Genomic DNA, 26,009 nt, shown 5'->3' with positions numbered 1-26,009 from the left:
CGCTCATTGTTCGGTGAATCCGAGAGCGTGCGCGACCGCGTCCATCGTCGCCTCCTTGAGGTGCTCCGGAACGGCGTACCTGCCGAGCGCCGCCTGGGTGAGGATCACGCCGGTGACCAGATGAAAGATCGACTGCGAATCGTCATCCGGGCACTGTGACGACATCTCGCCGGTCCGGCATCCGGCGTGAATCGCCTCGCGCAGCGGCTCGATCAACTCGTCCACCAGCGCATCGTTCTGGTCGACGTGGTGTCCGGAACGCTCGAGCCAGATGGTCGCCAGCGCGGAGGCTCTGCCGCGGCGCTCCACCGGATAGGCGTAGTCGATCATCGTCGCGGTGTACGACAGAACGCGTTCGATCGGGCGCTTGCCCGGCATGGCCGCGTGCCGCAACTGTCTTGCCGCGCTGCGGAGTTCGTCTGCCAGCAACTCGGAAAACAGGCTGTCCAGGCAACTGAAATGCCGACGGAAGCTCCGGTCGCACACGCCGGCGTGCCGCAGGACGTCCTCGAGCTGCACCACTTGCCAGCCCGAGTGGTCAACCAGTTCCCTTGCGGTGCACAGGATATGGGTGCGCTCCAACTCTTGATAGTTCACTACTGGATTCACATCTCGTTCCGTAGGGATACGAATGACTCGAGTTCGATGACCGATGTCTGGTCGTGCTAGCCGGGGTTGTCTGCGTCGGTCGCGGTGATCGGCGGGCCGGCATGGTCGACGGCGTAGATGGTCATCGCGGCAGCAAGCAAGCGGGATTGGTGGGGATCGGTGGGGTCGGCTCCGGTGATGTCCTGGACGCGCCGCAGGCGATAGGTCAAGGTGTTCGGATGAATGAAAAGCTCTGCCGCGGCGGCCTTCCGGTCGGCCCCGTGCCGCAGATGTGCTTGGAGTGCTTGGAGTAGCCCCGGGTGATCGCGCAGCGGCGCGATGTGGCGGGCGAGCAGGTCGCGGGCGGGCCCGGGGCGTGTCGACTGGTACTCGAACAAGACGTCGGCCAGTTGATAGATGCCGGGTTCTCTGTTCAGTTGCCTTGCCAGGCGAGTGATTTCGTCGGCTTCCGAGACCGCAGCAGGAATGGTTCCCAGCGTGGCGCCGGGATGATACGCAGCGTAGATCGCGACATCGAGTCGGTCGCTGAGCGCGTCGACCAGAGCGCGCAGGTGTGCGTCCATGGCGGCGTCGTCGCGCGGTTCCACGATGGGCGAGGGCAGCAAGATGGCGCCCGTGTGACCGTCGAACGTGTTGAGGATTTCGCCGGCGCCGCGCCCGTAGAACACTTGGTTGGCGAGCCGTAACCGCCGGCGCGCCGCCAATGTCTCATGGGTGGTGCGCGGTTCGTCGGCGTCCACCCGGATCACCAACACGTCGTAGTGGTCGCTGAGCTTGATACCTACTTGTTTGGCGAGCACGTCGCTGCCGGGCTCGCCGTCGATGAGGCCGGCGCAGAGGGCGCTGAGCTGATGGCGGGCGGTGGCCCGGAGCGCGAAATCCGAGTCCTGGTAGACCTCGGTCATCAGCACGCTGATGGTCCCCGTGAAGTCGGCGAGGTACATGCCCAGCGCGGCGATCGTTTCCGAGTCGCCTTCAGAGGCCGATTCCAGCACGATCTCCCACAGTTTTCGGATGCCGGCATGGAGCGCGGTGAAGAGGAAAGGCAACGGGATCCCGTCCTCGGCATGCCGCTCCGCGACGGGCAGCACGAAGGTCGCCGCGTCGGTACGGGTCACTCTGCGTCCTTCGGTGATCAGGTCAAGCCCGTACAGGAATCCGCTGATGATGTACGGAGTGACCTCGCCGTCGAAATGTTCGATCGGCATGGGCGTGGGCCATTCGATGGATTGGACGGCCTCGTGGAGAAGTGACGTGGCGATCTCGTCGATCCGGTCCTCGATCACCTTCCGCAACGGTGCGTCCGCCGGGATCGGCGGCAGTTCGGCGGGGGACGGCACGTGCCGATTGTGATCCATCACAACAGGGTCGCGGAAGATGGTGGGACAAATCGCATCAAGTTTTGTTTCCGGCACCAAAAGTGCCGCCGATTTTTGTCACCACCCGCGCGGCGTTTCGGCGTCAGATCACATACGGCGCGATGAGGGTGGTGGCGCCCAACACCGCCACGCCGATCAGGAATGCGACGACGGTGAAGCCCATGACCTGGCGGACGTTCAGTTTTGCGATGGCGAGCAGGGGCAACAACCAGAACGGCTGGATCATGTTCGCGACTCCCTCACCGACGGCGACGGCCATGGAGATCAACCCCAGGTACGCCGGGGAATCCCGGCCGACCGCCAGCGCCGAGTCGACCGCGATCGGGCCCTGCACCGCCCAGTGCCCGCCGCCGGACGGGACGAACAGGCTGATGATCAATGAACCGATGAACGTCAGGAATGGCAGCGTGTGCTCCGTCGCGCCGTTGACGAGGGCCTCGGCAAGCAGCGTCTGCAGCGGCTTGTCGGTCTTCGTCGCTTGATAACCGAGCAGGCCGACCAGGCCGCCGTACAGCGGATACTGCAGGAGCAGTGGGCCGGATACCTTGGCGGCGCCGGTGAACGCCCGGATGAAGCGGATCGGTGTGTGGTGCAGCAGCGCGCTGGTGATGGTGAACAGCATGATCATCGACGAGATGTTCAGGGCGAATCCACTGAGCACGAAATAGGCCATGCCGGCGGCGAATACGAGGACGTTGAGGATCCAGAGGTTCTCGAGCCACTCGGCGAAGGTCCTCTTGTGCGTTGTCGGCGAAGCCGGCGATGCGGCTTTGGCTGCGGCGTCCGACAGGTCTTCGTCCTCGAACACCGCGGGATCCGGTGCCAGGCTCTGCGCCGGAGCCATCCGCCAGATCGCGAGCGCGAGCAGTGCGAGCACCGCGATCACCGACAGCCAGCTGTAGGGCTGGAAAATGGTCTGGCTCAACGGAACAGTGACGCCGGTCAACTTGTGGATCACGTTGATCGGGCTGCTGCTGTCGGTGTTGGCGAGGGCGATCGATGACGAGAGTCCCTGCGTCCAGACGATGAAGCCCATGAAGGCGGCCGCGATCAGGTAGCCGAAATGTGCATCGGCGAAACGTTTTGCGACCTGCCGCGCGACCAGTGCTCCGGCGACCAAGCCCAGGCCCCAGTTCAGCAGGGACAGCACGGCGCTGACGCTGAAACAGAGCAGGGCGCCCTGGACCTGGTTGTTCGGCTTGCCCGCGATGTGGACGATGGCCCGCTTGAGGATGGGCGCTTCAGCGAGCGTGTAGCCCGTCACGAGGATCAGCACCATCTGGAAGGCGAACGTGAAGATGTTCTGCGAACCCCACACTCCGCCGTACCAGGCCTTGAGCATGCCGCCAGGGGTGGCGCCGCGCACCAGAAGTGCAACCATTCCGGCGACCAGGATGGTCAGGATGACGGCGAACAGATACGGGTCGGGCATCAGCCGTTCGACGTAGCGGACACACAGTGCCGTGAGGGCCTGCATGACGCCGCGGCGTTCGGGCTTCGTGTCCGACGCGGTACCCGGGCCCTTCGGATGTTCGCTCGCTGCCACGTGATCCACCTTCGCAGTATCTGGTTACGGCACTCATCATGGCGGGCGAGTGGCGTCAGGGTGGCGCCTTTGTGCAACGGCTTCGTCCGTCCGGGATCGTCTGGTCGACGCCCGAGGGCCCTGTCCGAATGGGTAGTACCGGACCCGCCCGGGCGGGTCCGGTACTCGGCCCGATCGGGGCATGCGCCGGCACGTAGCCGTCAATAGCGTTGTGTGTTATCAGCTTTACCCCACCGCGATCCTCAAAGACCTTTTCCTGGAACAATTCTCACGAATGGAGCGAATCGATGACACAGACACTGGCCACTGAAACCGTGGCGGGACACACTGACACCATGCGGGCCGCCGTCGTCACGGACTTCGGCATGCCGCTGCAGGTGCACGACCTGAAACTGCCGACACCGGGCTACGGCGAAGCCCTGGTCAAGCTCGAGACGTCCGGTGTCTGCCACACGGATCTGCATGCCGCGCACGGCGATTGGCCGGTCAAGCCGCAGCCGCCGTTCGTGCCGGGGCATGAAGGCTATGGCACGGTCGTGGCGCTCGGCGAGGGCGTGGTCGACCTGGCGGTCGGGGACAAGGTCGGTAACGCCTGGTTGTGGTCGGCTTGTGGCCGCTGCGAATACTGCCGGACGGGCTGGGAGACCTTGTGCGAGAGCCAGCGCAACGGCGGGTACTCCGTGAACGGAAGTTTCGGCACCTACATGCTGGTCAACGCGGACTACGCGGCACGGATCCCCGACGGCGCCGATCCGCTGGAGATCGCGCCGATCCTCTGCGCCGGCGTCACCGTCTACAAGGGTCTCAAAGTCACCGATACCCGGCCGGGCCAGTGGGTAGCGATCTCCGGCATCGGCGGGCTGGGGCACATCGCAGTTCAATATGCCCGCGCAATGGGTCTACGTGTGGTTGCGATCGACGTCGATGACGCCAAACTCGCACTCGCCACCCGACTCGGCGCCGAGGTCGCCATCAACGCCCGCACCGCCGACGTCGTCGAGTCGGTGCAGCAGGCCACCGGCGGTGTGCATGGTGTGCTGGTCACCGCCGTGCACCCGCAGGCGTTCGGTCAGGCAATCGCCCTGGCCCGTCGCGGTGGCACCATCGTGTTCAACGGACTTCCGCCGGGCGACTTCCCGGCACCGATCTTCGACATCGTGCTCAAAGGGCTCACCATTCGGGGATCGATTGTCGGAACGCGGCAGGACATGGCCGAAGCACTCGACTTCTACGCGCGGGGCCTGATCAAGCCGACCGTCACCAGTGCGCGCCTCGATGAGGTCAATGAGGTGTTCGCGCGGATGGAGCACGGACAGATCGACGGCCGCGTCGTCATCGATTACCGAAATGCTTAGCGGCACATAGGGGCGTTCCGCACATCTGATCTAGGCCGGCGATGATCGCCGGCCTAGATCAGCCCGCGTTTACTGGCTGCGTAGACGGCCTCGGCGCGCCGGCTGACGTCGAGTTTGCGCATGATGTTGCTGACGTGAAACTTGGCGGTGGTCGCCGAGATGTACAGCTGCTCACCGATCTTGTGGTTGGACAGGCCCGTCGCGAGCAACCGCAACACTTCGATCTCTCGGTCGGTGAGTTTCTCGCGTTGATCGCCGCGCCCGCCGAGCGAACGGACCACGGCGGCTGCGCTGCGCGAGTCGAACGCGCTCTGCCCGGCGGAGATGGCCCGGATCGCCCGCACCAGTTCCGTGGTGTCGACGTCCTTGACCACGTAGCCGCGCGCTCCGGCATGTACCGCGCGTACCACGAGGTCTTCATCGAGGAATGTGGTCAGCACGAGCAGACCGACGTCAGGGTGGGCTCCAGAAAGCTTGGTGCACAAAGATAATCCCTCGAAGTCCGACCCTGCCGAGAGCTTGAGATCGACCAGCACCACATCGGGTAGTGTCGCCGCGACCATGGCCACTGCTTCCGGCTCGCTGGAAGCTTCACCCACCACTACGAGATCGTCCTCGCGTTCCAGTAATGATCGCAGCCCCTGGCGGAGGATCGCGTGGTCGTCCACCAGTGCGAGGCGGATGGTCCCGGTTCTGGTTTCTACGGTCATGGCACGACTCCTTCGCCCCGAATTCCTTCTGGGTCCCGCGGGATGGTGGCCACCACCCGCACGCCACCGATGCGAGACCGGCCGACGGTGAAGGTGCCGCCGTATTCGCGGCACCGTGCCAGCATGTTCGCCAGCCCGCGATGATGGCCGTCGAGGTCCGCGACGTCGGCCAGCCGGAGTCTGAGCCGGAGTTTGTCCGGGTCACCGGTGCCGTCGTCGGACACCGACAGGGTGACCCCGGCGGCGCGGTAATTCAGTCGCACGATGGCGCGTGAGGCGCGGCCGTGCATCGCAGTGTTGAACAGTGCCTCCCCGGCGATCCGCAGCAGGCTCCGTTCCACAGCGCTGGGCAGTTCGGTGATATCTCCGTTGACGCGCAGCGTCACCCGTAGATCTTTCGGCATGTGCACCGTGGCGAGCTGTTCGAGCAGTTCGGGGAGGCTGGACCGGTCGGCGTCGGAGGAATGGTTGAGCGCGTAGATGGCCGACCGGAGTTGGTCGATCGCGGATCGGGTCAACGTCTTGGCCGTGTCCAGCCGTTCGACGAGACTTGCTGGACCGGAACGTGATTCGACCTCACTTCGGCAGACCTCGATCTGCATGCCCGCCGACAGGACGGTTTGTGTGACGCTGTCGTGCAGTTCCCTCGCGATCCGTTGTCGCTCGGAGTCCAGCACCTGGTGGCGTTGTGCCGCACCGAGTTCGCGTTGCGTGGCCAGCAGCTGTGCATTGCGTGCCTCGGACTGTGCCAGCAGGGTTTGCGAGCGCTGGAACAGTTCACAGTTCTGTAGCGCAACCGCGGTCTGACTGGCCAGGATTCGCATCACCGCCTCGTCGATACCGTCGAGCAGCCGGTGCGGTGGTGTCCAGGCCGCGAACGCTCCGACGACACCGCCGTCGAGTTCGATCGGGACATGTGAATGGTGGCTTTCGATCACCGGCACCCGGAACTGGGCGAGCTGACCGCGAAGGACGTCGTTGAGCCGGTTCAGGACCGCATCGGGCAGGTGCGGCACCGGATGTTTGGTGCCCGACAGGCCTTCGAAGGAATACGCGTGCCCGTCGGCGTCGAGGATGAGGTGACGGGGCCGGGCCTCCGGCAGAGCGCCGTCGGCCAGCGCCAGCAGTACCCATTCGGCACCGAGATGGGTGCGGGCTGCCTCGGCGACGGCCCGCACCAGATTCTCGGGCCCGTTGACGGTCTGCACCAGAGCGCGGGAGATGGCGTCGAGCGCCGCGACCACCCGTTCGGTGCGTTGCGCGGCCACCCGGAACTCGGGATAGAACGTCCCTTTGCCCGACCGCACGCCGGTGAGCTGGTCCAGATCCGGTGCGGACGCGCGTCGCGCCACCACCGGGTTGCCGGGCAGTGTCGTCATAGCGCAGCCCGGAACAGCGCGCGCAATTGCGCTTCGTCGATGGGGCGGGGATTGGTGGTCAGGCACGCATCCTGAAGGGCGTTGCGGGCCAGCACCGGGACGTCGGTGTCGCGCACGCCCAGCTCGGCCAGTCCGCGCGGCACGCCGACCTGCCTGGCCAGCTCTTGGAGCCGATCGGCAAGTGCCAGCGCGGATTCCAGTTCCGGCGCCCGCTTGTCGGCGATTCCGAGGCAGGTGGCGATGGTGGCGAAGGGTGCTGGATCGGCCTCGGCGTTGAACCGCACGACGTGGGGGAGCAGCACGCCGTTGATGACGCCGTGCGGCAAGTCGAGAAGCCCGCCGACCTGATGGCTCATGGCGTGCGCGGCGCCCAGGATGGCGTTGGTGAACGCGAGGCCCGCCTCCAACGCGGCTTGCGCCATCAGCACCCGCGCCGGCATGTCCTGCGGTCGCTCGATGGTGCTGACCAGGTTTTCGGTGACCATCACGACCGACCGCAGTGCGTGGTGGTCGGTCAGCTGGTTGTGGCCCAGCGATACGAACGCTTCGATGCCGTGCGTCAGTGCATCCAGACCCGTTGCCGCATTGAGCCATTCGGGCATGGTGGTGAGCAGGCGGGGGTCGATGACGGTGATGTCGGGGACCAGGGCACGGCCCAGGATGGTGATCTTGGTGTTGTGGGTGGTGTCGGTGACGATGCAGAACTGCGAGACGTCGGCGCCGGTGCCCGAGGTGGACGGCAGCACCACCAGGGGCGGGATCGGCGCGGTCGCCTTGTCGACGCCGGCGTAGTCGAGGATGTGGCCGCCGTTGGCCGCCAGGATCGCTATGCCTTTGGCCGCGTCGATCACCGAGCCGCCGCCCAGCGCAATGAGCACATCGCAGCCGTGCGACCGGTAGAACTCGTGGCCGGCGGTGACCTCGTGGTCTTTGGGGTTGGGGGTCAGAGCGCTCCACACGTGCGCCTCGACGCACTGGGCACGCAGGTGCCCGACCAGCTCGGCCACCCAGCCGGCCTCGATCAGGCCGGGATCGGTGACGAGCATGGGCCGCAGCCCGCCCAGGCGGACGGCGGCGTGCGCCGCCTCCGCCATCGAGTCGATGCCGAACACAATCTCAGGGGCGTGGAACTTCAACAGCCGCGTCGGCACAGCCGTCGCCGCCGTCGTCGCCGCGATCTGCGCGGGCGCCACCACATCGAGTCTCACCAGACCCATCCCTCATCCTGTGATCCAGGTAACACGCCCAGCCTACGGCGTGCCGCGGTCTGGACCAATGTGCGCCTGGGTAGGTCAGTACCTACCCGATCGGGTAGGTAGCGCGGGTCGACGGGCGCGGTGGTTGCTCTGCCGGTTTGCCGGTTTGCCGGCCGGGTATCCATGTCGCAGCAGCTACGCCAGTTCGAAGAGGTCGGGACGATGCCGTATTCCGCGATCGCAGTAGCGGCGGTTGCCGCGCATTTCGCCTTCCTCGGCTATCTCGTCGCCGGCGGGTTCCTGGCGTGGCGTTGGCCCGTGACGATCTGGCTGCACGCGCTCATCGTCGGCTGGACCCTGATCATCCTCACCGGTGTCGTCGAATGTCCGTTGACCGCCATCGAACGGTGGGCGCGCGACGCCGGCGGCATGGCACCGCTACCGCGCGCGGGGTTCATCGACGACCACGTCGCGGGTGTGCTGTATCCCCGCGGGTGGGGGGTCCTTGCCGGAATGGCAGTGTGTGCGGTCATTTTGGTGTCATGGCTCGGACTGTGGCGCCGCCACAATCGAATGCCGAGCCGTTCTCATGTTGCTTGAGCAAGAACGCCGAGTTGCCGGGTGGACTTTGGTGACCGCCGCGGGGGCTCCTGCGGTACTGGTGGCGGCAGCAGTCGTCGCCAGGGACGTCCTCACGACGAGTTATGACCCGCTGTCGGAAACGCTGAGTGTTCTCGCGGGACGAGGCAGTGGCCAAGGGATTATGACTGCCGGATTCATGTTGAGCGCGGTCTGTCAGATCGCGACAGCCATGGGGCTGCGTGTGCTGCGACTGTCTGCCCGGGTTGCACTGGCGATCGCCGGGTGCTGCGGGCTTGTCGTCGCAGCCTTCCCGGTCACGGTGAGCGCCAATGAAAGTACCCATCTGCTGGCGGCCGCGAGTGGCCTCATCGCGTTGGCGCTGGTGCCGATTCTGGGTATGAGCAGCGCGTCGACCACACCGCTGGTATGCCGTCCTCGTTGGGCGCTGACCGCGACGCTGGTGCTGTGTGCCCTGGTTCTGTGGGTGTATTTCGAGGCCAACCACGGTGTCTTTCTCGGCCTGGCCGAACGGCTGACGGCGGTGGCGGAGCTGGCGTGGCCGCTGGTGGTCGTGGTGTTTGCGAGGCAGCGGAACACATACACGGCTGCCGGAAACGCCGTTACCCCAATCCCCTTCCGCGCAAACGTATTCGATTCGAGATCGCTACCGGAAGTGGGGTCACACGCCGACGCGGCGTAGCCGGCGCGCGATTGGGGATTGCGGTCGCGATGCAATCATCGGCATCTCATAGCTGTCGGCCGTGCTGGGTATGCGTCACCGGCTTGACTGCGCGCTCAGTCTTTCTTTGCTGCAAGGAAATTCAGATGACTCGCCATGCGCCCCTGTGATATCCGTTGGTGCATGACTGATTTGACGCTGCGCTCTGTGAGCGACAGCGATGATTTCGATGCGTTCATGGCGACGTCCTACGGGGTGTTCTTGCAGGATCCGCAGCAGGATGAGATCGACCTGATGCGCGCCTTCACCGAGTACGACCGCACGTTCGGCTTCCACGACGGCACCAACTGGGTCTCCACTGCCGGGGCGTTCAGGAAGCAAGTGGTACTGCCCGGTGGTGGCACAACACCAGTGGCCGCCGTCACGATGGTCACCGTCTCGCCCAGCAATCGGCGCCGCGGCCTGCTCTCGGCGATGATGCGCCACCAGCTCGAGGACATCCGGGCGCGTGGAACCGAGGCGCTGGCAATGCTGTTCGCGTCTGAGGCCACCATCTATGGGCGCTTCGGCTATGGGATGGCAGTGCCGGTGGCGGAGCTTTCCGGCAAGGTACGTGAACTGGGATTCCGGCCGGATGTCCAGCTGGGCGACGGCTCGGTGACGCACGTCGACGCCGAGACATTGATGGCGAGGGGACCCGAGATCCACCAGCGGGCGATGATGCGGCGGCCCGGACTGATGGAGCGGCCGCGCCCGTGGTGGGACAACTGGATCCACGACAACGAGGTGCGGCGCAAGGATGCCGGCAAGCTTCGCTTCCTCCTGCATCACGAGGCCGACGGCACCGCGAGCGGATTCGCCATCTACCGGCCTAAAAACAGGTGGACAGACCGCGGCCAGCCCAACAGTGAACTCCAGGTTCAAGAAGTACAGGCGACCAATCACCGTGCGTACGCCAAGATTTGGCGTTATCTCCTGGATATGGATCTGGTCAGGACCGTCACTTACGACGGTGCTGCCGTCGATGAGCCGCTCCGCAGTCTGGTGGCCGACCAGCGCGCCCTGGCGTGCGAAGTCAGAGACGGTGTTTACGTCAGGCTGGTCGACGTGCCTCGCGCACTGACGTTGCGCGCTTACGCCGCTCCTGTCGATGTGGTGCTGGATGTCGTCGACGAGGTCTGTGCGTGGAACACCGGTCGGTGGCGTCTGCGTGGCGGCCCTGACGGTGCCGAATGCGAAACCACCACCGCGCCGGCCGATATCGCGATCGCCACGCGTGAGCTCGGTGCTGTCTACCTCGGCGGTGTGAGTCTGCAGGCGCTGGCGACCGCGGGCCTGGTGGAAGAGCTGACCCCGGGTGCCGTGCACCGGATCGCGGTGGCGTTCGGCTGGCCTGTCGCACCCGGCGTGCCCGACGACTTCTAGTCCGGTGCCCGTGCCCTTACCACCTGACCAGCCGAAATAAAAGAGGCGAAAGCGCGTAGTCCGTCGCGTGACGCTCCGCTAGCTTCTCCGGGGAGACGTTGCAGGCTGTCGTGGTTTACAGGGGTGAATGTTCCGGTGGCGAAACGATATTCAACGACATGGACCGATGATCTGGACGGCTCGGCCGCCGCAGAGACGATCGAGTTTTCCATCGATGGGGTCACGTACGCGATTGATCTGTCCGACGCGAACGCGCTACGGATGCGCGGCACGTTCGAGCCCTACATCCGGGTGGCCAGCAAGGCCAGCCGTCGGCGCGTCCGAACGAGCTGACGTCTGGAACAGCCGTCATGTGGAGTGCCTGCGGATGAACGGCCATGAGATCGGGCGTCATGACCAACGTTGATGTATACCGATCGGTCTACTAAGCTGCTCGGGAGGTCACCAACAGGTGGTCGGGCCTTCGAGTACGGAGACGGTCATGAGTAATGCCAGCCCGGACAAGACGCTGCGCAAGTTCCGCAGGGAACGTGCCATCGGCCGTTATGTGCTCAACCCGGTGGTGAAGGGGCTCACCAGGCTGGGTGTGCACACTGCGTTGGCCACGGAACTGGAGACGATCGGTCGCAAGACCGGACAGTTGCGTCGGGTTCCGGTATCAGCCCAGTTCGACGGCGACGGTGCTTGGGTGATCTGTCAGCACGGTACGCGGTCCGGTTGGGGCAGCAACATCACCGGCAATCCGAATGTCCGCGTGCGCCAAGGGAATCGGTGGCGCACCGGCGTTGCGGAATTCAGGCCGGATGACGATGTCGTCGCGCGCGGCCGGAAATTCGGTCGAATGGGGGCCGGGATGGTGAAGGCGCTGGAAACCACTCCGGTATCCGTCCGGATCGACTTCACCGACTGAGCGGATACGGACGTCGCCCGGTCAGGCGCTGAGTCGGGGACTCAAACGCGCTGGGCGACTGTCGGTTTCGTGTGCGTTGGGGTGGACGGCGGTGAGGGCGCGGCGAAGTACGTCGAGCTCGTCGGCCGCGACCTGCGTGACGAAATGCACCAGCGCCGCGTGCCGGTCGCTCTGCTCGGCAGCTTGTCCGAGCGCGTCGACCATGAGACCGGCCACCAGCTGATCGCGGCTGTGCGCGGCGACGTAGCGGTGCGCGCGATCGTGGCGCAGTTGTAGGACCACGCCCTTGCCGGCAAGTCTGCGCAGCACCGTCATGACGGTGGTGTACGCGAGTCTGCGCTCCGCGCAGATGGCTTGGTGAACCTCGCGGACGGTCTGCGGCCCGTCCGCGGCCCAGAGGTGATCCATCACTTCACGTTCCAGATTGCCCAAGTGCTTCAGCCTGGTCATCTTCCGTCCCTCTCCGACGCCCTCGGGGATTTAGTCGCGCGCGAGCCGGTCGGAGTTCCCGTGGGCTTGCGCATCTGGCGGTCGAACAAAGTTTCGAATATTGTGGGGTGGTGGGCTGGCACAACGGGCCGCCGAGCTGGGCGGAGATGCAGCGGGTGCTCGAGGGTAAACCTCGGGTGGCCGGTGCTTCTCCGGAATCGCCGGCCGACGGCGGTGACAGCCCGGCCTGGTCGCGCAAACGCGGTGACTATCAACCGGTGAACCGCCCGGCGCGGCCGGTTCCGTCGGTGCCGTACGCCGAGTTGCACGCCCATTCCGCGTACAGCTTCCTCGATGGCGCCAGCACTCCGGAGGAACTGGTGGAGGAGGCCGTCCGGCTCGATCTACGGGCCATCGCACTGACCGACCACGACGGGCTCTACGGCGTCGTGCGATTCGCCGAGGCCGCCAAAGAACTCGACATGGCGACGGTTTTCGGCGCCGAACTCTCGCTCAGCAACACGGCTCGCACCGAATTGCCCGACCCGCCCGGTCCACATCTGCTGGTCCTGGCCCGCGGACCCGAGGGGTATCGGCGGCTGTCCCGGGAACTGGCCCGGGCGCATCTGGCCGGCGGCGAGAAGGGGGTGCTGAGTTATGACCTGGATACCCTCACCGAGGCCGCCGGCGGACACTGGCAGATTCTCACCGGTTGCCGTAAAGGTCATGTCCGCCAAGCCTTGTCGGTGGGTGGCCCGGATGCGGCAGCGGCTGCCCTGAAAGACCTCGTGGACCGGTTCGGTGCGGACCGGGTGACTGTCGAACTGACACACCACGGGCACCCGCTCGACGACGAACGCAATGCCACGCTGGCTGCGCTGGCGCCGCGGTTCGGTCTCGACGTCATCGCCACCACTGCCGCGCATTTCGCCGCACCGTCGCGGGGGAAACTGGCGATGGCGATGGGCGCCATCCGGGCCCGCCACTCGATGGACGAGGCCGAAGGCTGGCTGGCCCCGCTGGGCGGTTCCCATCTGCGGTCCGGGGCAGAGATGGCCCGGCTGTTCGCGCACCATCCGGGTGCGGTTACGAACGCCGCCGACCTGGGGGAGCAGTGTGCGTTCGAATTGCGGCTGATCGCACCGAAATTGCCGCCGTTCGACGTGCCGGAAGGGCACACCGAGATCAGTTGGCTGCGCGAGTTGGTGGCGAAGGGGACGACCCGTCGCTACGGCTGGAAGCCGGATGCGGACAGGGAGAAGGCGTACCGGCAGATCGAGCATGAGCTCAAAATCATCGAGCAGCTGGAATTCCCCGGCTACTTCCTGGTGGTGCACAGCATCACCGAATTCTGCCGGGAGAGCGACATCTTGTGCCAGGGTCGGGGATCGGCCGCCAACTCGGCGGTCTGCTACGCCCTGGGGATCACGAATGTCGACCCGGTCGCCAACGAGCTGCTGTTCGAGCGGTTCCTGTCCCCGGCGCGCGACGGTCCACCCGACATCGACATCGACATCGAATCGGACTTGCGCGAGAACGTCATCCAGTTCGTCTACGAGAAGTACGGCCGCGATTACGCGGCGCAGGTGGCCAACGTCATCACCTACCGCGGCCGCAGTTCGGTGCGGGACATGGCTCGGGCCCTTGGCTTTTCGCAGGGGCAGCAGGACGCCTGGAGCAAGCAGATCAGTCGGTGGAACGGGCTGGCCGACTCCCCGGATGTCGAGGACGTTCCCGAGGCGGTGATCGACCTGGCACTGCAGATCAGGAATCTGCCGCGGCACATGGGAATTCACTCCGGCGGCATGGTGATCTGCGACCGCCCGATCGCCGACGTGTGTCCGGTGGAGTGGGCGCGGATGGAAAAGCGCAGCGTGCTGCAATGGGACAAAGACGACTGTGCGGCAATCGGTTTGGTGAAGTTCGACCTGCTCGGGCTGGGCATGCTCTCGGCGCTGCACTACATGATCGACCTGGCCAGAGAACACATGGGCCTCGAGGTGGACCTGGCCAAGCTGGATCTGACCGAACCCGCGGTGTACGAGATGTTGCAGCGCGCTGATTCAGTCGGGGTGTTTCAGGTCGAGTCCCGGGCGCAGATGGCCACCCTGCCGCGGCTGAAGCCCAAGAAGTTCTACGACCTGGTGGTCGAGGTGGCGCTGATCCGGCCCGGCCCGATCCAGGGCGGCTCGGTGCACCCGTACATCCGGCGGCACAACGGACTGGAGAAGCCGGACTGCGAGCACGAGTCGATGAAGCCCGCGTTGGACCGGACCCTGGGCGTGCCGCTGTTCCAGGAGCAGCTGATGCAACTGGCCGTCGACTGTGCCGGCTTCACGCCGGCCGAGGCCGACCAGCTGCGCCGGGCCATGGGGTCCAAACGATCCACCGAACGGATGCGGCAGCTGCGCGGGCGGTTCTACGACGGCATGCGGGAACTGCATGGCATCACCGGACCGACAGCCGAGCGGATCTACGAAAAGCTCGAAGCCTTCGCTAATTTCGGCTTTCCGGAGAGTCACGCGCTGAGTTTCGCGTCGCTGGTGTTCTCCTCGTCGTGGTTCAAGCTGCACCATCCCGCGGTGTTCTGTGCGGCATTGCTGCGGGCCCAGCCCATGGGCTTCTACTCGCCGCAGTCGCTGGTGGCCGACGCCCGCCGGCACGGGGTGTTGGTGCACGGGCCGGATGTGAACGCCAGCCTGGCGTACGCGACGTGCGAGAACCGCGGCACCGAGGTGCGGTTGGGGTTGGGAACGGTCCGGCACATCGGGGACGAGCTGGCGCAGCGCATCGTCGACGAACGAAAAACGGGCGGGCCGTTTACGTCTCTGCTCGACCTGACCGGTCGGGTGCAATTGTCGGTGCCGCAGGCCGAGGCGCTGGCGACCGCAGGTGCGCTGGGGTGTTTCGGTATCACCCGGCGGGAGGGGTTGTGGGCGGCCGGGGCGGCGGCCGCGGAACGCCCCGACCGGTTGCCCGGCGTCGGGTCGGCCGGCGGCATTCCGGCGCTGCCCGGCATGACGGAACTGGAGCTGGCGGCCGCCGATGTGTGGGCCACAGGCATCTCGCCGGACAGCTACCCGACCCAATTCCTGCGGGAAGGCCTCGACGCACTGGACGTGGTCCCGGCAAATCGGCTGCTGGAGGTGCCCGACGGCACCCGCATCGTGGTGGCCGGTGCGGTGACGCACCGGCAGCGTCCGGCCACCGCGCAGGGGGTGACGTTCATCAACCTGGAGGACGAAACCGGGATGGTCAACGTGCTGTGCGCACCGGGGGTGTGGTCCCGGCACCGCAAACTGGCACAGACGGCACCGGCGCTGCTGGTGCGCGGCATCGTCCAGAACGCCAGCGGGGCGGTCACCGTGATCGCGGACCGGATGGGCCGTCTCGATCTGCGGGTAGCGGCCAAATCCCGGGACTTCCGTTGAGAGCCATGATCCGCGCCGGCATCACCCCGATGACTGACCCACTGTCGGACGAAGTGGGTAATTTTGCCCAGTTCATTGACATATCGGCCGATTTGTAAAAAGCTGGATCTATGGCAGCCGCAGGCTGTCGAGTAGTCTTACCGAGACCGCCGGTACCGCAAAATTACCGCGCACCCGTGATCGACTCAGGAGAGCCAGTATGCCCGCACCGTCAGCGCAGGTTTTCGATCGTTTGCGCCAACTGGCCGCCATTGAGAACGTCGACGCTCGGCCGACCCGCACCATCGATGAGGTCTTCACCGGCAAGCCGCTGGCCACCATCCCGGTCGCGACCGCCGAAGACGCCGAGAAGGCGTTCGCCAAAGCGCGTGCGGCACAGCGGGATTGGGTCAAGCGGCCGGTAGCCGAGCGGGCCGCGGTGATCGCGCGCTACCGCGACCTGGTGCTGGAGAACCGCGAGTTCCTGATGGACCTGCTGCAGGCCGAAGCCGGCAAGGCGCGGTGGGCGGCCCAGGAAGAGATCATCGACCTCTTCGCCAACGCGGACTACTACGCCAAGGTCGCGGCCAAGCTGCTCAAGCCCCGCCGGGTCGCACCCCTGCTGCCGGGCCTGAACCGGACCACCGTGGCCTACCAGCCCAAGGGCGTCGTCGGCGTCATCTCGCCGTGGAACTACCCGATGACCCTGACCGTGTCCGACGCCGTGCCTGCCCTGCTCGCGGGTAATGCCGTGGTGCTCAAGCCGGACAGCCAGACCCCGTACTGCGCGCTCGCCTGCGCCGAACTGCTCTACCGCGCCGGTCTGCCGCGCGCGCTCTACGCCGTGGTCCCCGGGCCGGGTTCGGTGGTCGGCACCGCGATCGCCGACAACTGCGACTACCTGATGTTCACCGGCTCGTCGGCCACCGGCAGCCACCTCGCCGAGCACGCCGGCCGTCGCCTCATCGGGTTCTCTGCCGAACTCGGTGGCAAGAACGCCATGATCGTCGCCCGCGGCGCCAACCTCGACAAGGTCGCCAAGGCTGCCACCCGCGCCTGCTTCTCCAATGCCGGTCAGCTCTGCATCTCGATCGAGCGCATCTACGTGGACCGCGACATCGCCGACGAGTTCACCCGCAAGTTCGGCGACCAGGTGCGCAAGATGCAGCTCGGCACGACGTACGACTTCACCGTCGACATGGGCAGCCTGATCTCCGAAGGTCAGCTCAAGACCGTCTCCGGCCACGTCGACGATGCAAAGGTCAAGGGCGCCAAGGTGATTGCCGGTGGCAACGCCCGCCCGGACATCGGTCCGCTGTTCTATGAGCCGACCGTGCTCACCGACGTCACCTCCGACATGGAGTGCGCCAACAACGAGACTTTCGGTCCGTTGGTGTCGATCTACCCCGTCGCCGACGTCGATGAGGCCATCGCCAAGGCCAATGACACCGAGTACGGGCTCAACGCCAGCGTGTGGGCCGCCTCGATCGAGGAGGGCGAGCAGATCGCCTCCCGCCTGCGGTCCGGCACGGTCAACGTCGACGAGGGCTACGCCCTGGCCTGGGGCAGCCTCGGTGCGCCCATGGGCGGTATGGGGATTTCGGGTGTGGGTCGCCGGCACGGCGCCGAAGGCCTGCTGAAATACACCGAGTCCCAGACTATTTCGACGTCGAAGGTGCTGAACCTCGACCCGCCGTTCGGTCTGTCGAAGTCGTTGTGGCAGAAGTCGCTGGTGCCCATCGTGCGCGCGGTGACCAAGCTGCCCCGGCATTAGGCGCAACAACGCCGTCGCGGTCGCGACGCGTTGTGGTATCACTGTGTCGATTATTGACACACGTGTCGGGGAGGGGCCGTCGTGGACAATCCGGGGACCGTCTCAGCTCCGACGCGTGAGCAGATACTTGCCGCCGCATTGGACGAGGTGACCCAGTGGGGCATCGAGCGTTTCAGTGTGGAAAACCTGCTGGCACGGAGGGACATCGACCGAACGGCGATCGCGGCACATTGGCCCGACGATGAAGAGTTGCTCCTTGACGTGCTGCTCGATTGGCCGGGACGTACCTTGGGCCCGCCGGATACCGGTTCGCTCGCCGGCGATCTGGCGATTCTTGTGCTCGCCATGGCCGCCTACCTCAATTCGGACTCAGGGCGCCGGATTCAGAGCGCATTGGTGATTCCGAATCGCTCGGGGATGCGCGTCGACGTTCGCCAGAAGGTATGGCAGCGCCGGGCGTCGGCGATGCAGGACGTGTTCGACCGGGCCGTGGCCCGCGATGAAATGCGGGCCGACCTCGATTCGCGGATAGTCCTGCAGATGCTGATGGCACCCATCAACATGCGATTGCTGCTCACCCACGAGCCGGTCGACGAGGAGTACCGCCGGACGCTGGTCGACATGGTGTGCCGCGCCGTCGCTCCGGGGTAGCTGAAAGTCGTTGCCCACCAAGTTGACTGGTGATGCCCGCGACGGATCGACCACGGTCCGAACCGCTGCAATTCGACCGGCGGTAAGGTGCGGCTATGACGCTGAACCTCACCGCTGACGAAGTGCTGACCTCCACCCGATCGGTGCGCAAGCGACTCGACTTCGAGAAGCCCGTGCCGCGTGAGGTGATCATGGAGTGTCTGGATCTGGCGCTGCAGGCGCCGACCGGCTCCAACAACCAGGGCTGGCAGTTCGTCTTCGTCGAGGACGCGGCGAAGAAGAAGGCGCTGGCCGACATCTACCGGACCAACGGCACTCCGTACCTCGCGATGGATGCCCCTCAGCGCGGCGACATGCGGGACGACCGGGCCGGCGCGGTGAAGAGCTCGGCGGAGTACCTCAACGAGAACTTCGAGAAGGCTCCTGTACTGATGATTCCGTGCCTCGAGGGCCGGCCCGACCGCGCGGAAGCCGGCATGCAGGCGTCGTACTGGGGCTCGATCCTGCCTGCGGCATGGAGCTTCATGCTCGCGCTGCGCTCACGGGGTCTGGGCTCGGCCTGGACCACGCTGCACCTGCTCGGGGACGGGGAGCGGCAGGCTGCCGAACTCCTGGGCATCCCATTCGAGCGGTACACGCAGGCCGGGCTGTTCCCGATCGCCTACACCAAGGGCACCGACTTCAAGAAGGCGCAGCGGCTGCCGGCCGAGCAGCTCGCGCACTGGGACACCTGGTGAGCTGACGCGTCAGCTCGGCTAGCTGCCTGCGGCGAAGCCGAGCTGACGCCACGCCTCGTACACCGCGACGGCCGCGGCGTTGGACAGGTTCAGTGACCGCCGGCCCGGGATCATCGGGATTCGGACCTGCTGGGTGATGTGCGCGTCGGCGAGGGTCTCGGCGTCCAGGCCGGTGGGTTCGGGTCCGAACATCAAGACGTCGTTCCCCTGGTAGGTCACGTCGGCGAACGACGAATTCGCATGTGCGGTAAAGGCGAACACCCGCGCCGGCATCAGTGCCCGCCAGGCGGTCGGCAGATCAGGGTGGACCGTCACCGATGCCAGATCGTGGTAGTCCAAGCCGGCACGACGTAGCTTCGGCTCGGACAGGTCGAAGCCGAGCGGCTCGACCAGGTGCAGTTCGGCGCCGGTGGCGGCGACCATCCGGATCGCATTGCCGGTGTTCGGTGCGATGCGCGGTGAGTAGAACAGCACCTTCAGTGCCACCCTGCTGCCTCCCTTGCGTCGGTGTCGTCGGGAGAGAGTCAACCACGGGCTGAGGTGGGTTACTGCGCGGCGGCGGAACCGGCCACTCCGCGGGGCAGCTGGTTCAGATCGGCGTGCGGGCTCACCAGGCCCTCGAGCGCCGACATGCAGAGGTCGACCGCGGCATCGCGAGAAATTTGTTGTAGCCCAAGCCATTCCAGTGCGACCTCGCGGACGAGTGCGAGCCAGCCGGACAGGGCGACGGTTATCACGTCGCGGCCGCTCTCGGTCAGGTCCAGCGAGTTCACGATGCGGTCGCGCAGGCCCGTGAGCTCCATGGTGATGGGGTCGCGCACCACGGGATCGGCGGCGATGGCGCTGCGGTTCGCGATCATGACCAGGGTCAGGTTGCGTTCGTAGAACAAGTAGTAAGTAACAAGCGCGGCGCGAACCTGGTCTCGCACCGTGCCGCTCGAGGTGAAATGCGAACCCGCGGCCAGTTGCTCGTGGGCCCGCGCCCAGAGCGCCGCGAACAATTCCTTCTTGCTGGGGAAGTAGTGGTAGATCAAAGCCCGCGAGATTTCGGCCTGCGCCGCGATGTCTTCCATCGACACCTGCTCGAAAGGCGTGACCGAGAACGCCGCCATACCGAGATCGAGAATCTGATCCCGGCGTTGGTCGGGGGTTAACCGACTCCGTGCCATTCAGGCACTGTAATTCACCTGTTGACCACGGCCGCGCATGCCCGCTAGCCTGCTATTAGATTACATCTAATAGTGGTGGTGGGGTGTGGTGACGAAGTGGTGGTTGAGAGTCTTCGGCGTCGCGTGCATGGCGATCGGGCTCGTGCACGCGTTGTTCGGCCCGCCATCGATCATCGCCGGCGGCCTGGTCAACGCCACCATCGACAGTGAACTGCGGTTTTATGCCGTGCTCTTCATCGGTTTCGGTGCGGGATTCATCTGGGCCGCCGCCGATCTTGCCCGGCGCTCGACGCTGGTGCATGTGCTGAGCGGGCTGTTCCTGGCCGGCGGCGTGGCTCGACTACTCGCGATCTGGCAGACCGGGGCGCCCAATGCCTTCTATCTGCTGCTGATCGTTGTCGAGATCGCTGTCCCGGCACTCAACTGGGTTCTGCTCAAGCGAATTGGCTGAGCGGCACATCGGATAGCGCGCTTTTACCACACAACTGTGCAACACATCGGTCACGAACACTGTCCGTTGGATGTGAAGCATGGAAACGGCTGCTCATCGCTGTCATACTGCGACAGATTGCCAGGCGGATTTCCCGTGCCCGAGTGGGCTGATGATCCGGCGGGGAACACCAATATGAAACATGCGCCTTTAACTGATTGCGGCCCCATGGCCGGCGGGAAAGCCGAGCCGCGATGACTGCTGCGCAACAGTTTTCGGCAGCTGATCAAATCACCCGCGCGCCCGCGAAACGACCGTCGCGCTTCGCCCCGTCGAATTGGCCGGTCGCCTGGAAAGTTTTCGCCATCGCCTTCGTGCCATTGGTGCTCGCCGGCACGTTCGGTGGAATGCGTATCTATTCGGGCTGGACCGACGCGGCGGATTTGCGTCGCGCGGCCGACCGCGCCGAAATGGTGCCGGTCATCGAGAACTACATGGCGACCTTCGACGCGGCGATGCTCGCCAGTTCCACCGGTGGCGACGCCCAACAGGCACTGAGCGCCTATGACGAGAGCAAACGGCGGCTACAGCACCGGCTGACGGACACCGACGTCGCGACCGACGTCCGAACCGGCATCAAGACCCTGCTCGACGGCGGTCAGGGCCTGCTCAACAAGGTCGCGGCCAACAGCATCGGGCTGCGCGAGCGTGTCACTTTGTACGCGCCGATCCTGCTGACCGCCGAGGACACCATCACCGGCTCGGTACGCATCGACGACGAGAAGATCCGTGCTCAGACGCAGGGCCTCAGCCGGGCCGTCGGCGCCCGCGGCCAGATGATGATGCAGCAGCTGCTCGTCACCCTCGGCGGCGAACTGCCGGATGCCGAACTGCGCAGCTCGATGACGACCCTGGCCGGCACCGAGCCGTCGACGTTGTTCGGCATGAGTGAAGTGCTGGGTGTCGGTTCGCCCGAAGCGCTGAAGCTGGCTCAGGAAATGGTCAAACGGATGTCCATGATGTCCGATCCGAACGTGCAGCTGGTCAACAATCCCGAGCTCAGCGAGTCGATCCAGACCACAAGCAGCGTCGCCGGGAAACTGATCGACGGCGTGTCCGCGAAGGTCACCTCGGCGGTCGACGACCAGGCCGTCGCCAAGCGCACCGAAGCCATCCGTGACTCGGCGATCGTCGGCGCGGTCATGGTGCTGGCCCTGCTCATCGTGTTGTACATGGCCCGCACGCTCATCCGGCCGCTGCGCCGGCTGCGCACGAGTGCACTCAAGGTCGCCCACGAGGACCTGGTCCGTGAGCTCGACGAGGTCCGGTCCGGCGCCGACGTCACGGTCCGGCCGCTGCCGGTGCAGAGCACCGAGGAGATCGGCCAGGTCGCGCACGCGGTCGACGAGCTGCACGAACAGGCCGTGCTGCTCGCCGGCGAGCAGGCGCGGCTGCAGCTGCAGGTCAGCGATATGTTCGAGACGCTGTCCCGGCGCAGTCGTTCCTTGATCGACCAGCAGCTGACGGTCATCGACCAGCTCGAGCGCGACGAACAGGACCCGCAGCGCCTGGCCAAGCTGTTCCGGCTGGACCACCTGGCCGCGCGGATGCGGCGCAATGGCGCCAACCTGCTGGTGCTGGCCGGCACGAATGTGCCGCATGAGCAGGGCGAACCGGTACCCGTGACCGCGGTGATCAACGCCGCGGCCTCCGAGGTCGAGGATTACACCCGCATCGCCATCGTCGCCGCCCCCGACACCGAGATTCACGGATCGATCGCCGGCGACCTGGTGCACATGATGGCCGAGCTGCTGGACAACGCGCTGCGGTATTCGCCGCCGAGCTCCGAGGTGCAGGTCTCCGCGCTGCATGCGCCCAACGGCGCGTTGGTGGTCGAGGTCAGCGACGGCGGCCTCGGCATGACCGAAGCCGATCTCCGCATGGCCAACAGCCGACTGCGCTCGGGCGGCGAGGTCAACACATACACCGCGCGGCACATGGGCCTGTTCGTGGTCGGCCGGCTGGCCACCCAGCACGGTCTGGTCGTCCGGCTGCGCGACACCGTCGAGGGTGATCCCGATTCGGGCACCACCGCCGGCATCTATATCCCCGTCGAACTGCAGACCGGGTTGCCCGCGATTCCGGACTTCGGTACCTACTGGGATGGCTCGTCGACCGCGGAGACCGGGGTGACGGACCTGCCGGGTCTGGGTCCCGACACCGGCGGATTCGCGACGTTCGGCGCGGTCGAGCAGCCCTTCGCTCAGCCGCCGGCGCCGCCCACTCCGCCGGTGGAACCGGCGTTCGTGGAGCCCCAGCAGCGCAACGGCTTCGGTGCCGGACCCGCCGATGCCGGTGACCTCAGCGGCGTCCACCTCCCACAGCGCAATCCGGGCGCCAGCGGCATCGCGGGCCACGCCGAGTCGCCCATCGAGCGGCCCGCGCCGGCGCCGTCCGACACGTCGTCGTTCTTCGCGGCCCGGGCTCAGACGCCGCCGGCGGCACCGCCCGCGCAGCCCGAGCCGGTGCGTCCGGCTCCCGAACCCGTGCAGCCGGTCCGTCCCGCTCCGACGCCCCAGCCGAGCACCACCGCCGGAAGTGAGGACGCCATCTACCAGAAGATGCTCTCGGAATGGCTGATCGACGATCCCACGCAGTTGGCCAACAGCACCGATCTCGATTGGCAGACGGTGTGGGACCAGGGTTGGTCGGCGGCGGCCGCCGCGCAGAACGCGCCGGTCGTCGAGCACACCGAGGCGGGCCTGCCGGTCCGGCAGCCCGGTGCCCGCCTGATCCCCGGTTCGCCTGACGAGGATGTCCAGGGCGACCCGGCGGCAGCGGGGCAGCAGCCACTGCGTGACCCGGCCGCGGTCCGGGCCAGCATCAGCGGGCATTTCGGTGGCGTGCACGCCGGTCGGTCGCAGTCCCGGGACACGGGGGACCGGCGATGACGCGGACCACTCAGCGCGAGTCCCTGGACTGGCTCGTCACGAAATTCGCCGACGAGGTGTCGGGGGTGGCGCACGCCATCCTGGTGTCGGCCGACGGTCTGCTGATGGCTGCCAGTTCGCGGATGCCGACCGAGCGCGCCGACCAGCTCGCCGCCGTCGCCTCCGGGCTCGCGAGCCTGGCCACCGGCGCCTCCCAGTTGTTCGACGGCGGGCACGTGCTGCAATCCGTCGTTGAGATGGAGCACGGCTATCTGCTGCTGATGCGCGTCGGCGACGGATCGAACCTCGCGACGCTGGCAACCCGCTCGTGCGACATCGGCCAGATCGGCTACGAGATGGCGATACTCGTCGAACGGGTGGGGACCGTCGTCCAGTCCGCCCGCAGGACCCGATAGGACACCTCATGGAGCCGACATCTGACGCCTGGGAGTCCGCGTTCACCGCGGAGCAACCCAGCCTGGTGCGGCCCTACACGCTGACCGCGGGCCGAACCACCACCGAGATCGAGCTGCCCATGGAGGCGCCGATCTACCCGCTCGCGGCCGCCCCGGTGTCGCAGTGGCCCGGCAACGACGTCCGCGGCGAGATCATCAAGCTCGGTTCCACCCGGCCCTCGGTGGCCGAGGTCGCGGCAAAGTTAGCAATACCACTCGGTGTTGCGCGTGTGCTGATCGGCGACCTCGTCACGCAGGGTTATCTTCAAGTACACGCCACGCTCGGCACGACGACCAACGTCGACGACAGGCGCGACTTGATCGGGAGGACACTGCGTGGCCTACGGGCTCTCTAATCGGCACGCCCCCGCGTCGACGAAGATCGTCATCTCGGGTGGGTTCGGTGCCGGTAAGACGACGTTCGTCGGCGCGGTCTCCGAGATCATGCCGCTGCGCACCGAGGCCATCGTCACCAACGCCTCGGTCGGCGTCGACGCCCTTGCCGGCACGCCCGACAAGAACACCACCACGGTCGCCATGGACTTCGGCCGCATCACCCTCGCGGACGACCTGGTGCTCTACCTGTTCGGCACGCCGGGGCAGCGCCGGTTCTGGTTCATGTGGGACGACCTGGTCCGCGGCGCCATCGGCGCGATCATCCTCGTCGACGTGCGCCGCCTGCAGGACAGCTTCGCCGCCGTCGACTTCTTCGAAGCGCGGGGTCTGCCGTTCATCATCGCCGTCAACGAATTCGACGGCGCACCAAGGCATCCCGGTCACGCGGTGCGCAAGGCGCTGGCCCTGCCCGACCACATCCCGGTCGTCACCGTCGACGCGCGGCAGCGGCAGTCGGCGCGCGACGCACTGATCACCGTCACCGAATACGCGCTGACGAGTTTGGGCGCCCCGGCCTAACGGCTGAGGTCCCACTGGCCGTAGTCAGCGGCCAGGATGTCGTCCTCGTCGACGTGGTAGTCGCCGATCATGGTGCCTGGGTCCGAGGCTGTCACCACCGTCGCCTGATACAGGACGGCCATCGGCGCCCGGGCGCCGCCGGACCAGGCCCGCGTCTGCCAGGCCCAGCGGTGACCCGGGGTGGTGGAGCGGCCGATGACGCCGTCGTCGGCCGCCCAGGTGACCTGGCGGGCACCACCGTAGATTCCGGTGCGCTGCACCCCGAGCACCGAATTGATGCCCTTGAACCATGGCAGCGCAACGTTTTTCCACGTATCGGTGGAGATGTCCTCGTCGACGCTGAAGAAGATCGGCGCGGTGTCCGGCCCACCGGCTGCGGCGTGCAGGCTCAGCGCGGTGCGGGCGTCGGCCACGCCGCCGTCGAAGCCGCGGGTGTAGTCCGACGGGCTGTTCACCCAGCCGGGCTTGCCGTACTGGTAGACGCTGACCACGTGCAGGCCCGCGGCCCGCAAGGCGTCGGCGTAGCTGCGGGCGACCGGTTTGAAGTCGAAGGTGGCGCCGGGCCGTAGTTCGGAGACGTAGACGATGACGCCGGCATAGCCGGCTGCGACGACCTGGTCGACGGGCACTTGCAGATGCGTGAAGTCGATCAGTTTGCCGTTGTCGGCCTTGGCCGTCGGCGCCGCGAGCCCCGCGGCCAATGTGGCGGCTGATACCGCGAGGAAGCCGCGGCGCGATACCTGCATCGGGCTATCGTACGAACTCGTGACGGTTCCCGACGAGCACTGGCAAGACAAGGAATTCACCGGAGTCGTCTTTCGCGACGAGTACGACGGCGACCTGAGCCGGCTGCGCACCGAGCGGGTCGTCTTCACCGATTGCGACTTCAGCGGCGTCAACCTGACCGAGTCCGAGCATTCCGGCTCGGCGTTCCGCAACTGCACCTTCCGGCGGACCTCGCTGGCGCACAGCACCTTCCGGCACTGCACCATGCTGGGATCGACGTTCACCGAGTGCACCCTGCGCCCCATCACCATGGTCGAGGTCGACCTGCGGCTCGCGGTGCTGGCCGGCTGCGATCTGCGAGCGGTGGATCTGACCGACTGCCGGCTGTCCGAGGCGTCGCTGGTCGGCACGGACCTGCGCAAGGCCGTCCTGCGTGCCGCCGATCTACGCGGCGCGCGGGTGCAGAACGCCAAGTTCGAACAGGCGGACCTGCGTGCGGCACGGACCGACGCGACGTTCTGGACCACCGCCGCGGTGCGGGGCGCGCGCATCGATGTCGACCAGGCCATCGCCTACGCGGTCGCCCACGGCCTGGATTTGTCGTCCTGACGCG

General features: G+C 66.3%; 26 protein-coding genes. 16 read left to right on the top strand and 10 right to left on the bottom strand.

Going from position 1 to position 26,009, the window contains the following annotated elements; genetic code table 11:
- Window positions 1-3 precede the first annotated feature (3 nt).
- From ACWW1C_RS22020 to ACWW1C_RS22010, 3 genes are all read right to left on the bottom strand, one after another.
- Window positions 4-609 (bottom strand): TetR/AcrR family transcriptional regulator, encoded by a 606-nt coding sequence (locus ACWW1C_RS22020; RefSeq protein ID WP_455980251.1) that lies wholly within the window; start codon window positions 607-609, stop codon window positions 4-6.
- A 56-nt stretch (window positions 610-665) separates the two neighbouring features.
- Window positions 666-1,967 carry a PucR family transcriptional regulator gene (locus ACWW1C_RS22015; RefSeq protein ID WP_455980250.1) on the bottom strand — a complete coding sequence of 434 codons (1,302 nt, stop codon included), beginning with the start codon at window positions 1,965-1,967 and terminating at the stop codon, window positions 666-668.
- A 103-nt stretch (window positions 1,968-2,070) separates the two neighbouring features.
- Window positions 2,071-3,465: a TIGR00366 family protein gene (locus ACWW1C_RS22010; RefSeq protein ID WP_455984389.1), complete on the bottom strand. Its 1,395-nt coding sequence runs from the start codon at window positions 3,463-3,465 to the stop codon at window positions 2,071-2,073.
- Window positions 3,466-3,821: 356 nt separating this feature from the next.
- On the opposite strand from ACWW1C_RS22010, the gene adhP reads away from it, so the two are divergent.
- On the top strand, window positions 3,822-4,889 hold the full coding sequence (adhP, locus tag ACWW1C_RS22005) for an alcohol dehydrogenase AdhP (RefSeq protein ID WP_455980249.1): 1,068 nt from the start codon (window positions 3,822-3,824) through the stop codon (window positions 4,887-4,889).
- 53 nt (window positions 4,890-4,942) lie between these two features.
- Here the strand turns inward: adhP and ACWW1C_RS22000 are convergent, their stop codons facing one another.
- Genes ACWW1C_RS22000 through ACWW1C_RS21990 form a run of 3 tightly spaced genes read right to left on the bottom strand, consistent with a single transcriptional unit; the run spans window position 4,943 to window position 8,195 of the window.
- Window positions 4,943-5,599 (bottom strand): MadR family response regulator transcription factor, encoded by a 657-nt coding sequence (locus ACWW1C_RS22000; RefSeq protein ID WP_455980248.1) that lies wholly within the window; start codon window positions 5,597-5,599, stop codon window positions 4,943-4,945.
- The gene (locus ACWW1C_RS21995; RefSeq protein ID WP_455980247.1) at window positions 5,596-6,978 is read right to left on the bottom strand and encodes a MadS family sensor histidine kinase; all 1,383 of its coding nucleotides are present in this window, start codon (window positions 6,976-6,978) and stop codon (window positions 5,596-5,598) included. The genes ACWW1C_RS22000 and ACWW1C_RS21995 overlap by 4 nt, the downstream gene beginning before the upstream one ends.
- Window positions 6,975-8,195 carry an iron-containing alcohol dehydrogenase gene (locus ACWW1C_RS21990; RefSeq protein WP_455980246.1) on the bottom strand — a complete coding sequence of 407 codons (1,221 nt, stop codon included), beginning with the start codon at window positions 8,193-8,195 and terminating at the stop codon, window positions 6,975-6,977. Before ACWW1C_RS21990 ends, ACWW1C_RS21995 begins: the two co-directional genes overlap by 4 nt.
- A gap of 162 nt (window positions 8,196-8,357) precedes the next feature.
- Between ACWW1C_RS21990 and ACWW1C_RS21985 the strand changes: the two genes are divergently transcribed.
- The 5 genes from ACWW1C_RS21985 (at window position 8,358) to ACWW1C_RS21965 (ending at window position 11,770) form a co-directional block, all read left to right on the top strand.
- The gene (locus tag ACWW1C_RS21985) at window positions 8,358-8,774 is read left to right on the top strand and encodes a DUF2784 domain-containing protein (protein ID WP_455980245.1); all 417 of its coding nucleotides are present in this window, start codon (window positions 8,358-8,360) and stop codon (window positions 8,772-8,774) included.
- Window positions 8,775-8,805: 31 nt separating this feature from the next.
- Entirely contained in the window at window positions 8,806-9,456 is a 651-nt protein-coding gene (locus ACWW1C_RS21980; RefSeq protein ID WP_455980244.1) for a DUF998 domain-containing protein, read from the top strand.
- 162 nt (window positions 9,457-9,618) lie between these two features.
- Complete coding sequence (locus ACWW1C_RS21975; RefSeq protein WP_455980243.1) at window positions 9,619-10,860, top strand: GNAT family N-acetyltransferase; 1,242 nt, start codon at window positions 9,619-9,621, stop codon at window positions 10,858-10,860.
- Between the two features lie 135 nt (window positions 10,861-10,995).
- Window positions 10,996-11,193, top strand: a complete 198-nt coding sequence (locus tag ACWW1C_RS21970) for an Lsr2 dimerization domain-containing protein (protein ID WP_455980242.1) — start codon at window positions 10,996-10,998, stop codon at window positions 11,191-11,193.
- A 148-nt stretch (window positions 11,194-11,341) separates the two neighbouring features.
- Window positions 11,342-11,770: a nitroreductase/quinone reductase family protein gene (locus ACWW1C_RS21965; RefSeq protein ID WP_455980241.1), complete on the top strand. Its 429-nt coding sequence runs from the start codon at window positions 11,342-11,344 to the stop codon at window positions 11,768-11,770.
- Window positions 11,771-11,791: 21 nt separating this feature from the next.
- Here the strand turns inward: ACWW1C_RS21965 and ACWW1C_RS21960 are convergent, their stop codons facing one another.
- A complete protein-coding gene (locus ACWW1C_RS21960) occupies window positions 11,792-12,220 on the bottom strand; it encodes a BlaI/MecI/CopY family transcriptional regulator (RefSeq protein WP_455980240.1) in 429 nt (142 codons plus the stop codon).
- A 110-nt stretch (window positions 12,221-12,330) separates the two neighbouring features.
- On the opposite strand from ACWW1C_RS21960, the gene ACWW1C_RS21955 reads away from it, so the two are divergent.
- The 4 genes from ACWW1C_RS21955 to ACWW1C_RS21940 all read left to right on the top strand — a co-directional run bounded on the left by ACWW1C_RS21955 (window position 12,331) and on the right by ACWW1C_RS21940 (window position 18,771).
- Complete coding sequence (locus ACWW1C_RS21955) at window positions 12,331-15,630, top strand: error-prone DNA polymerase (RefSeq protein ID WP_455980239.1); 3,300 nt, start codon at window positions 12,331-12,333, stop codon at window positions 15,628-15,630.
- 199 nt (window positions 15,631-15,829) lie between these two features.
- Window positions 15,830-17,383: a succinic semialdehyde dehydrogenase gene (locus tag ACWW1C_RS21950; RefSeq protein ID WP_455980238.1), complete on the top strand. Its 1,554-nt coding sequence runs from the start codon at window positions 15,830-15,832 to the stop codon at window positions 17,381-17,383.
- Between the two features lie 81 nt (window positions 17,384-17,464).
- Window positions 17,465-18,034 carry a TetR-like C-terminal domain-containing protein gene (locus ACWW1C_RS21945; protein WP_455980237.1) on the top strand — a complete coding sequence of 190 codons (570 nt, stop codon included), beginning with the start codon at window positions 17,465-17,467 and terminating at the stop codon, window positions 18,032-18,034.
- 95 nt (window positions 18,035-18,129) lie between these two features.
- Window positions 18,130-18,771, top strand: coding sequence for a nitroreductase family protein (locus ACWW1C_RS21940; protein ID WP_455980236.1), 642 nt, complete (start codon window positions 18,130-18,132; stop codon window positions 18,769-18,771).
- An 18-nt stretch (window positions 18,772-18,789) separates the two neighbouring features.
- On the opposite strand, the gene ACWW1C_RS21935 is transcribed toward ACWW1C_RS21940, so the two are convergent.
- Entirely contained in the window at window positions 18,790-19,194 is a 405-nt protein-coding gene (locus ACWW1C_RS21935) for a tRNA (cytidine(34)-2'-O)-methyltransferase (protein ID WP_455984388.1), read from the bottom strand.
- Window positions 19,195-19,316: 122 nt separating this feature from the next.
- Window positions 19,317-19,940, bottom strand: coding sequence for a TetR/AcrR family transcriptional regulator (locus ACWW1C_RS21930; RefSeq protein ID WP_455980235.1), 624 nt, complete (start codon window positions 19,938-19,940; stop codon window positions 19,317-19,319).
- 88 nt (window positions 19,941-20,028) lie between these two features.
- Here ACWW1C_RS21930 and ACWW1C_RS21925 point away from each other — a divergent pair, with 88 nt between their 5' ends.
- The 5 genes from ACWW1C_RS21925 to ACWW1C_RS21905 all read left to right on the top strand — a co-directional run bounded on the left by ACWW1C_RS21925 (window position 20,029) and on the right by ACWW1C_RS21905 (window position 24,670).
- A complete protein-coding gene (locus ACWW1C_RS21925) occupies window positions 20,029-20,391 on the top strand; it encodes a DUF4345 domain-containing protein (protein ID WP_455980234.1) in 363 nt (120 codons plus the stop codon).
- A gap of 233 nt (window positions 20,392-20,624) precedes the next feature.
- Window positions 20,625-23,321 carry an ATP-binding protein gene (locus tag ACWW1C_RS21920; protein ID WP_455980233.1) on the top strand — a complete coding sequence of 899 codons (2,697 nt, stop codon included), beginning with the start codon at window positions 20,625-20,627 and terminating at the stop codon, window positions 23,319-23,321.
- Window positions 23,318-23,716 carry a roadblock/LC7 domain-containing protein gene (locus tag ACWW1C_RS21915; protein WP_061001428.1) on the top strand — a complete coding sequence of 133 codons (399 nt, stop codon included), beginning with the start codon at window positions 23,318-23,320 and terminating at the stop codon, window positions 23,714-23,716. The genes ACWW1C_RS21920 and ACWW1C_RS21915 overlap by 4 nt, the downstream gene beginning before the upstream one ends.
- Window positions 23,717-23,724: 8 nt before the next feature.
- Window positions 23,725-24,111 carry a DUF742 domain-containing protein gene (locus ACWW1C_RS21910; RefSeq protein WP_455980232.1) on the top strand — a complete coding sequence of 129 codons (387 nt, stop codon included), beginning with the start codon at window positions 23,725-23,727 and terminating at the stop codon, window positions 24,109-24,111.
- Complete coding sequence (locus ACWW1C_RS21905) at window positions 24,092-24,670, top strand: GTP-binding protein (protein WP_455980231.1); 579 nt, start codon at window positions 24,092-24,094, stop codon at window positions 24,668-24,670. The genes ACWW1C_RS21910 and ACWW1C_RS21905 overlap by 20 nt, the downstream gene beginning before the upstream one ends.
- Here ACWW1C_RS21905 and ACWW1C_RS21900 read toward each other — a convergent pair.
- Entirely contained in the window at window positions 24,667-25,416 is a 750-nt protein-coding gene (locus ACWW1C_RS21900) for a DUF1906 domain-containing protein (protein WP_455980230.1), read from the bottom strand. The genes ACWW1C_RS21905 and ACWW1C_RS21900 overlap by 4 nt on opposite strands.
- 19 nt (window positions 25,417-25,435) lie before the next feature.
- Between ACWW1C_RS21900 and ACWW1C_RS21895 the strand changes: the two genes are divergently transcribed.
- Window positions 25,436-26,005 (top strand): pentapeptide repeat-containing protein, encoded by a 570-nt coding sequence (locus ACWW1C_RS21895; RefSeq protein ID WP_455980229.1) that lies wholly within the window; start codon window positions 25,436-25,438, stop codon window positions 26,003-26,005.
- Window positions 26,006-26,009: the final 4 nt, after the last annotated feature.

It is taken from the genome of Mycobacterium sp. HM-7 (assembly GCF_053852335.1).
The sequence above is the reverse complement of the archived record's forward strand: the minus strand, read 5'-3'. Positions and strand labels throughout refer to the sequence as shown.

Excerpts from the sequence above, each read along its gene's own strand:
- ACWW1C_RS22015 (WP_455980250.1), bottom strand. The coding sequence starts at position 1,967 with ATGGATCACAATCGGCACGTGCCGTCCCCCGCCGAACTGCCGCCGATC.
- ACWW1C_RS22010 (WP_455984389.1), bottom strand. The coding sequence starts at position 3,465 with ATGCAGGCCCTCACGGCACTGTGTGTCCGCTACGTCGAACGGCTGATG.
- adhP (WP_455980249.1), top strand. The coding sequence starts at position 3,822 with ATGACACAGACACTGGCCACTGAAACCGTGGCGGGACACACTGACACC.
- ACWW1C_RS22000 (WP_455980248.1), bottom strand. The coding sequence starts at position 5,599 with ATGACCGTAGAAACCAGAACCGGGACCATCCGCCTCGCACTGGTGGAC.
- ACWW1C_RS21995 (WP_455980247.1), bottom strand. The coding sequence starts at position 6,978 with ATGACGACACTGCCCGGCAACCCGGTGGTGGCGCGACGCGCGTCCGCA.
- ACWW1C_RS21990 (WP_455980246.1), bottom strand. The coding sequence starts at position 8,195 with ATGGGTCTGGTGAGACTCGATGTGGTGGCGCCCGCGCAGATCGCGGCG.
- ACWW1C_RS21985 (WP_455980245.1), top strand. The coding sequence starts at position 8,358 with ATGTCGCAGCAGCTACGCCAGTTCGAAGAGGTCGGGACGATGCCGTAT.
- ACWW1C_RS21975 (WP_455980243.1), top strand. The coding sequence starts at position 9,619 with ATGACTGATTTGACGCTGCGCTCTGTGAGCGACAGCGATGATTTCGAT.
- ACWW1C_RS21965 (WP_455980241.1), top strand. The coding sequence starts at position 11,342 with ATGAGTAATGCCAGCCCGGACAAGACGCTGCGCAAGTTCCGCAGGGAA.
- ACWW1C_RS21960 (WP_455980240.1), bottom strand. The coding sequence starts at position 12,220 with ATGACCAGGCTGAAGCACTTGGGCAATCTGGAACGTGAAGTGATGGAT.
- ACWW1C_RS21950 (WP_455980238.1), top strand. The coding sequence starts at position 15,830 with ATGCCCGCACCGTCAGCGCAGGTTTTCGATCGTTTGCGCCAACTGGCC.
- ACWW1C_RS21940 (WP_455980236.1), top strand. The coding sequence starts at position 18,130 with ATGACGCTGAACCTCACCGCTGACGAAGTGCTGACCTCCACCCGATCG.
- ACWW1C_RS21935 (WP_455984388.1), bottom strand. The coding sequence starts at position 19,194 with ATGGTCGCCGCCACCGGCGCCGAACTGCACCTGGTCGAGCCGCTCGGC.
- ACWW1C_RS21930 (WP_455980235.1), bottom strand. The coding sequence starts at position 19,940 with ATGGCACGGAGTCGGTTAACCCCCGACCAACGCCGGGATCAGATTCTC.
- ACWW1C_RS21920 (WP_455980233.1), top strand. The coding sequence starts at position 20,625 with ATGACTGCTGCGCAACAGTTTTCGGCAGCTGATCAAATCACCCGCGCG.
- ACWW1C_RS21915 (WP_061001428.1), top strand. The coding sequence starts at position 23,318 with ATGACGCGGACCACTCAGCGCGAGTCCCTGGACTGGCTCGTCACGAAA.
- ACWW1C_RS21910 (WP_455980232.1), top strand. The coding sequence starts at position 23,725 with ATGGAGCCGACATCTGACGCCTGGGAGTCCGCGTTCACCGCGGAGCAA.
- ACWW1C_RS21900 (WP_455980230.1), bottom strand. The coding sequence starts at position 25,416 with ATGCAGGTATCGCGCCGCGGCTTCCTCGCGGTATCAGCCGCCACATTG.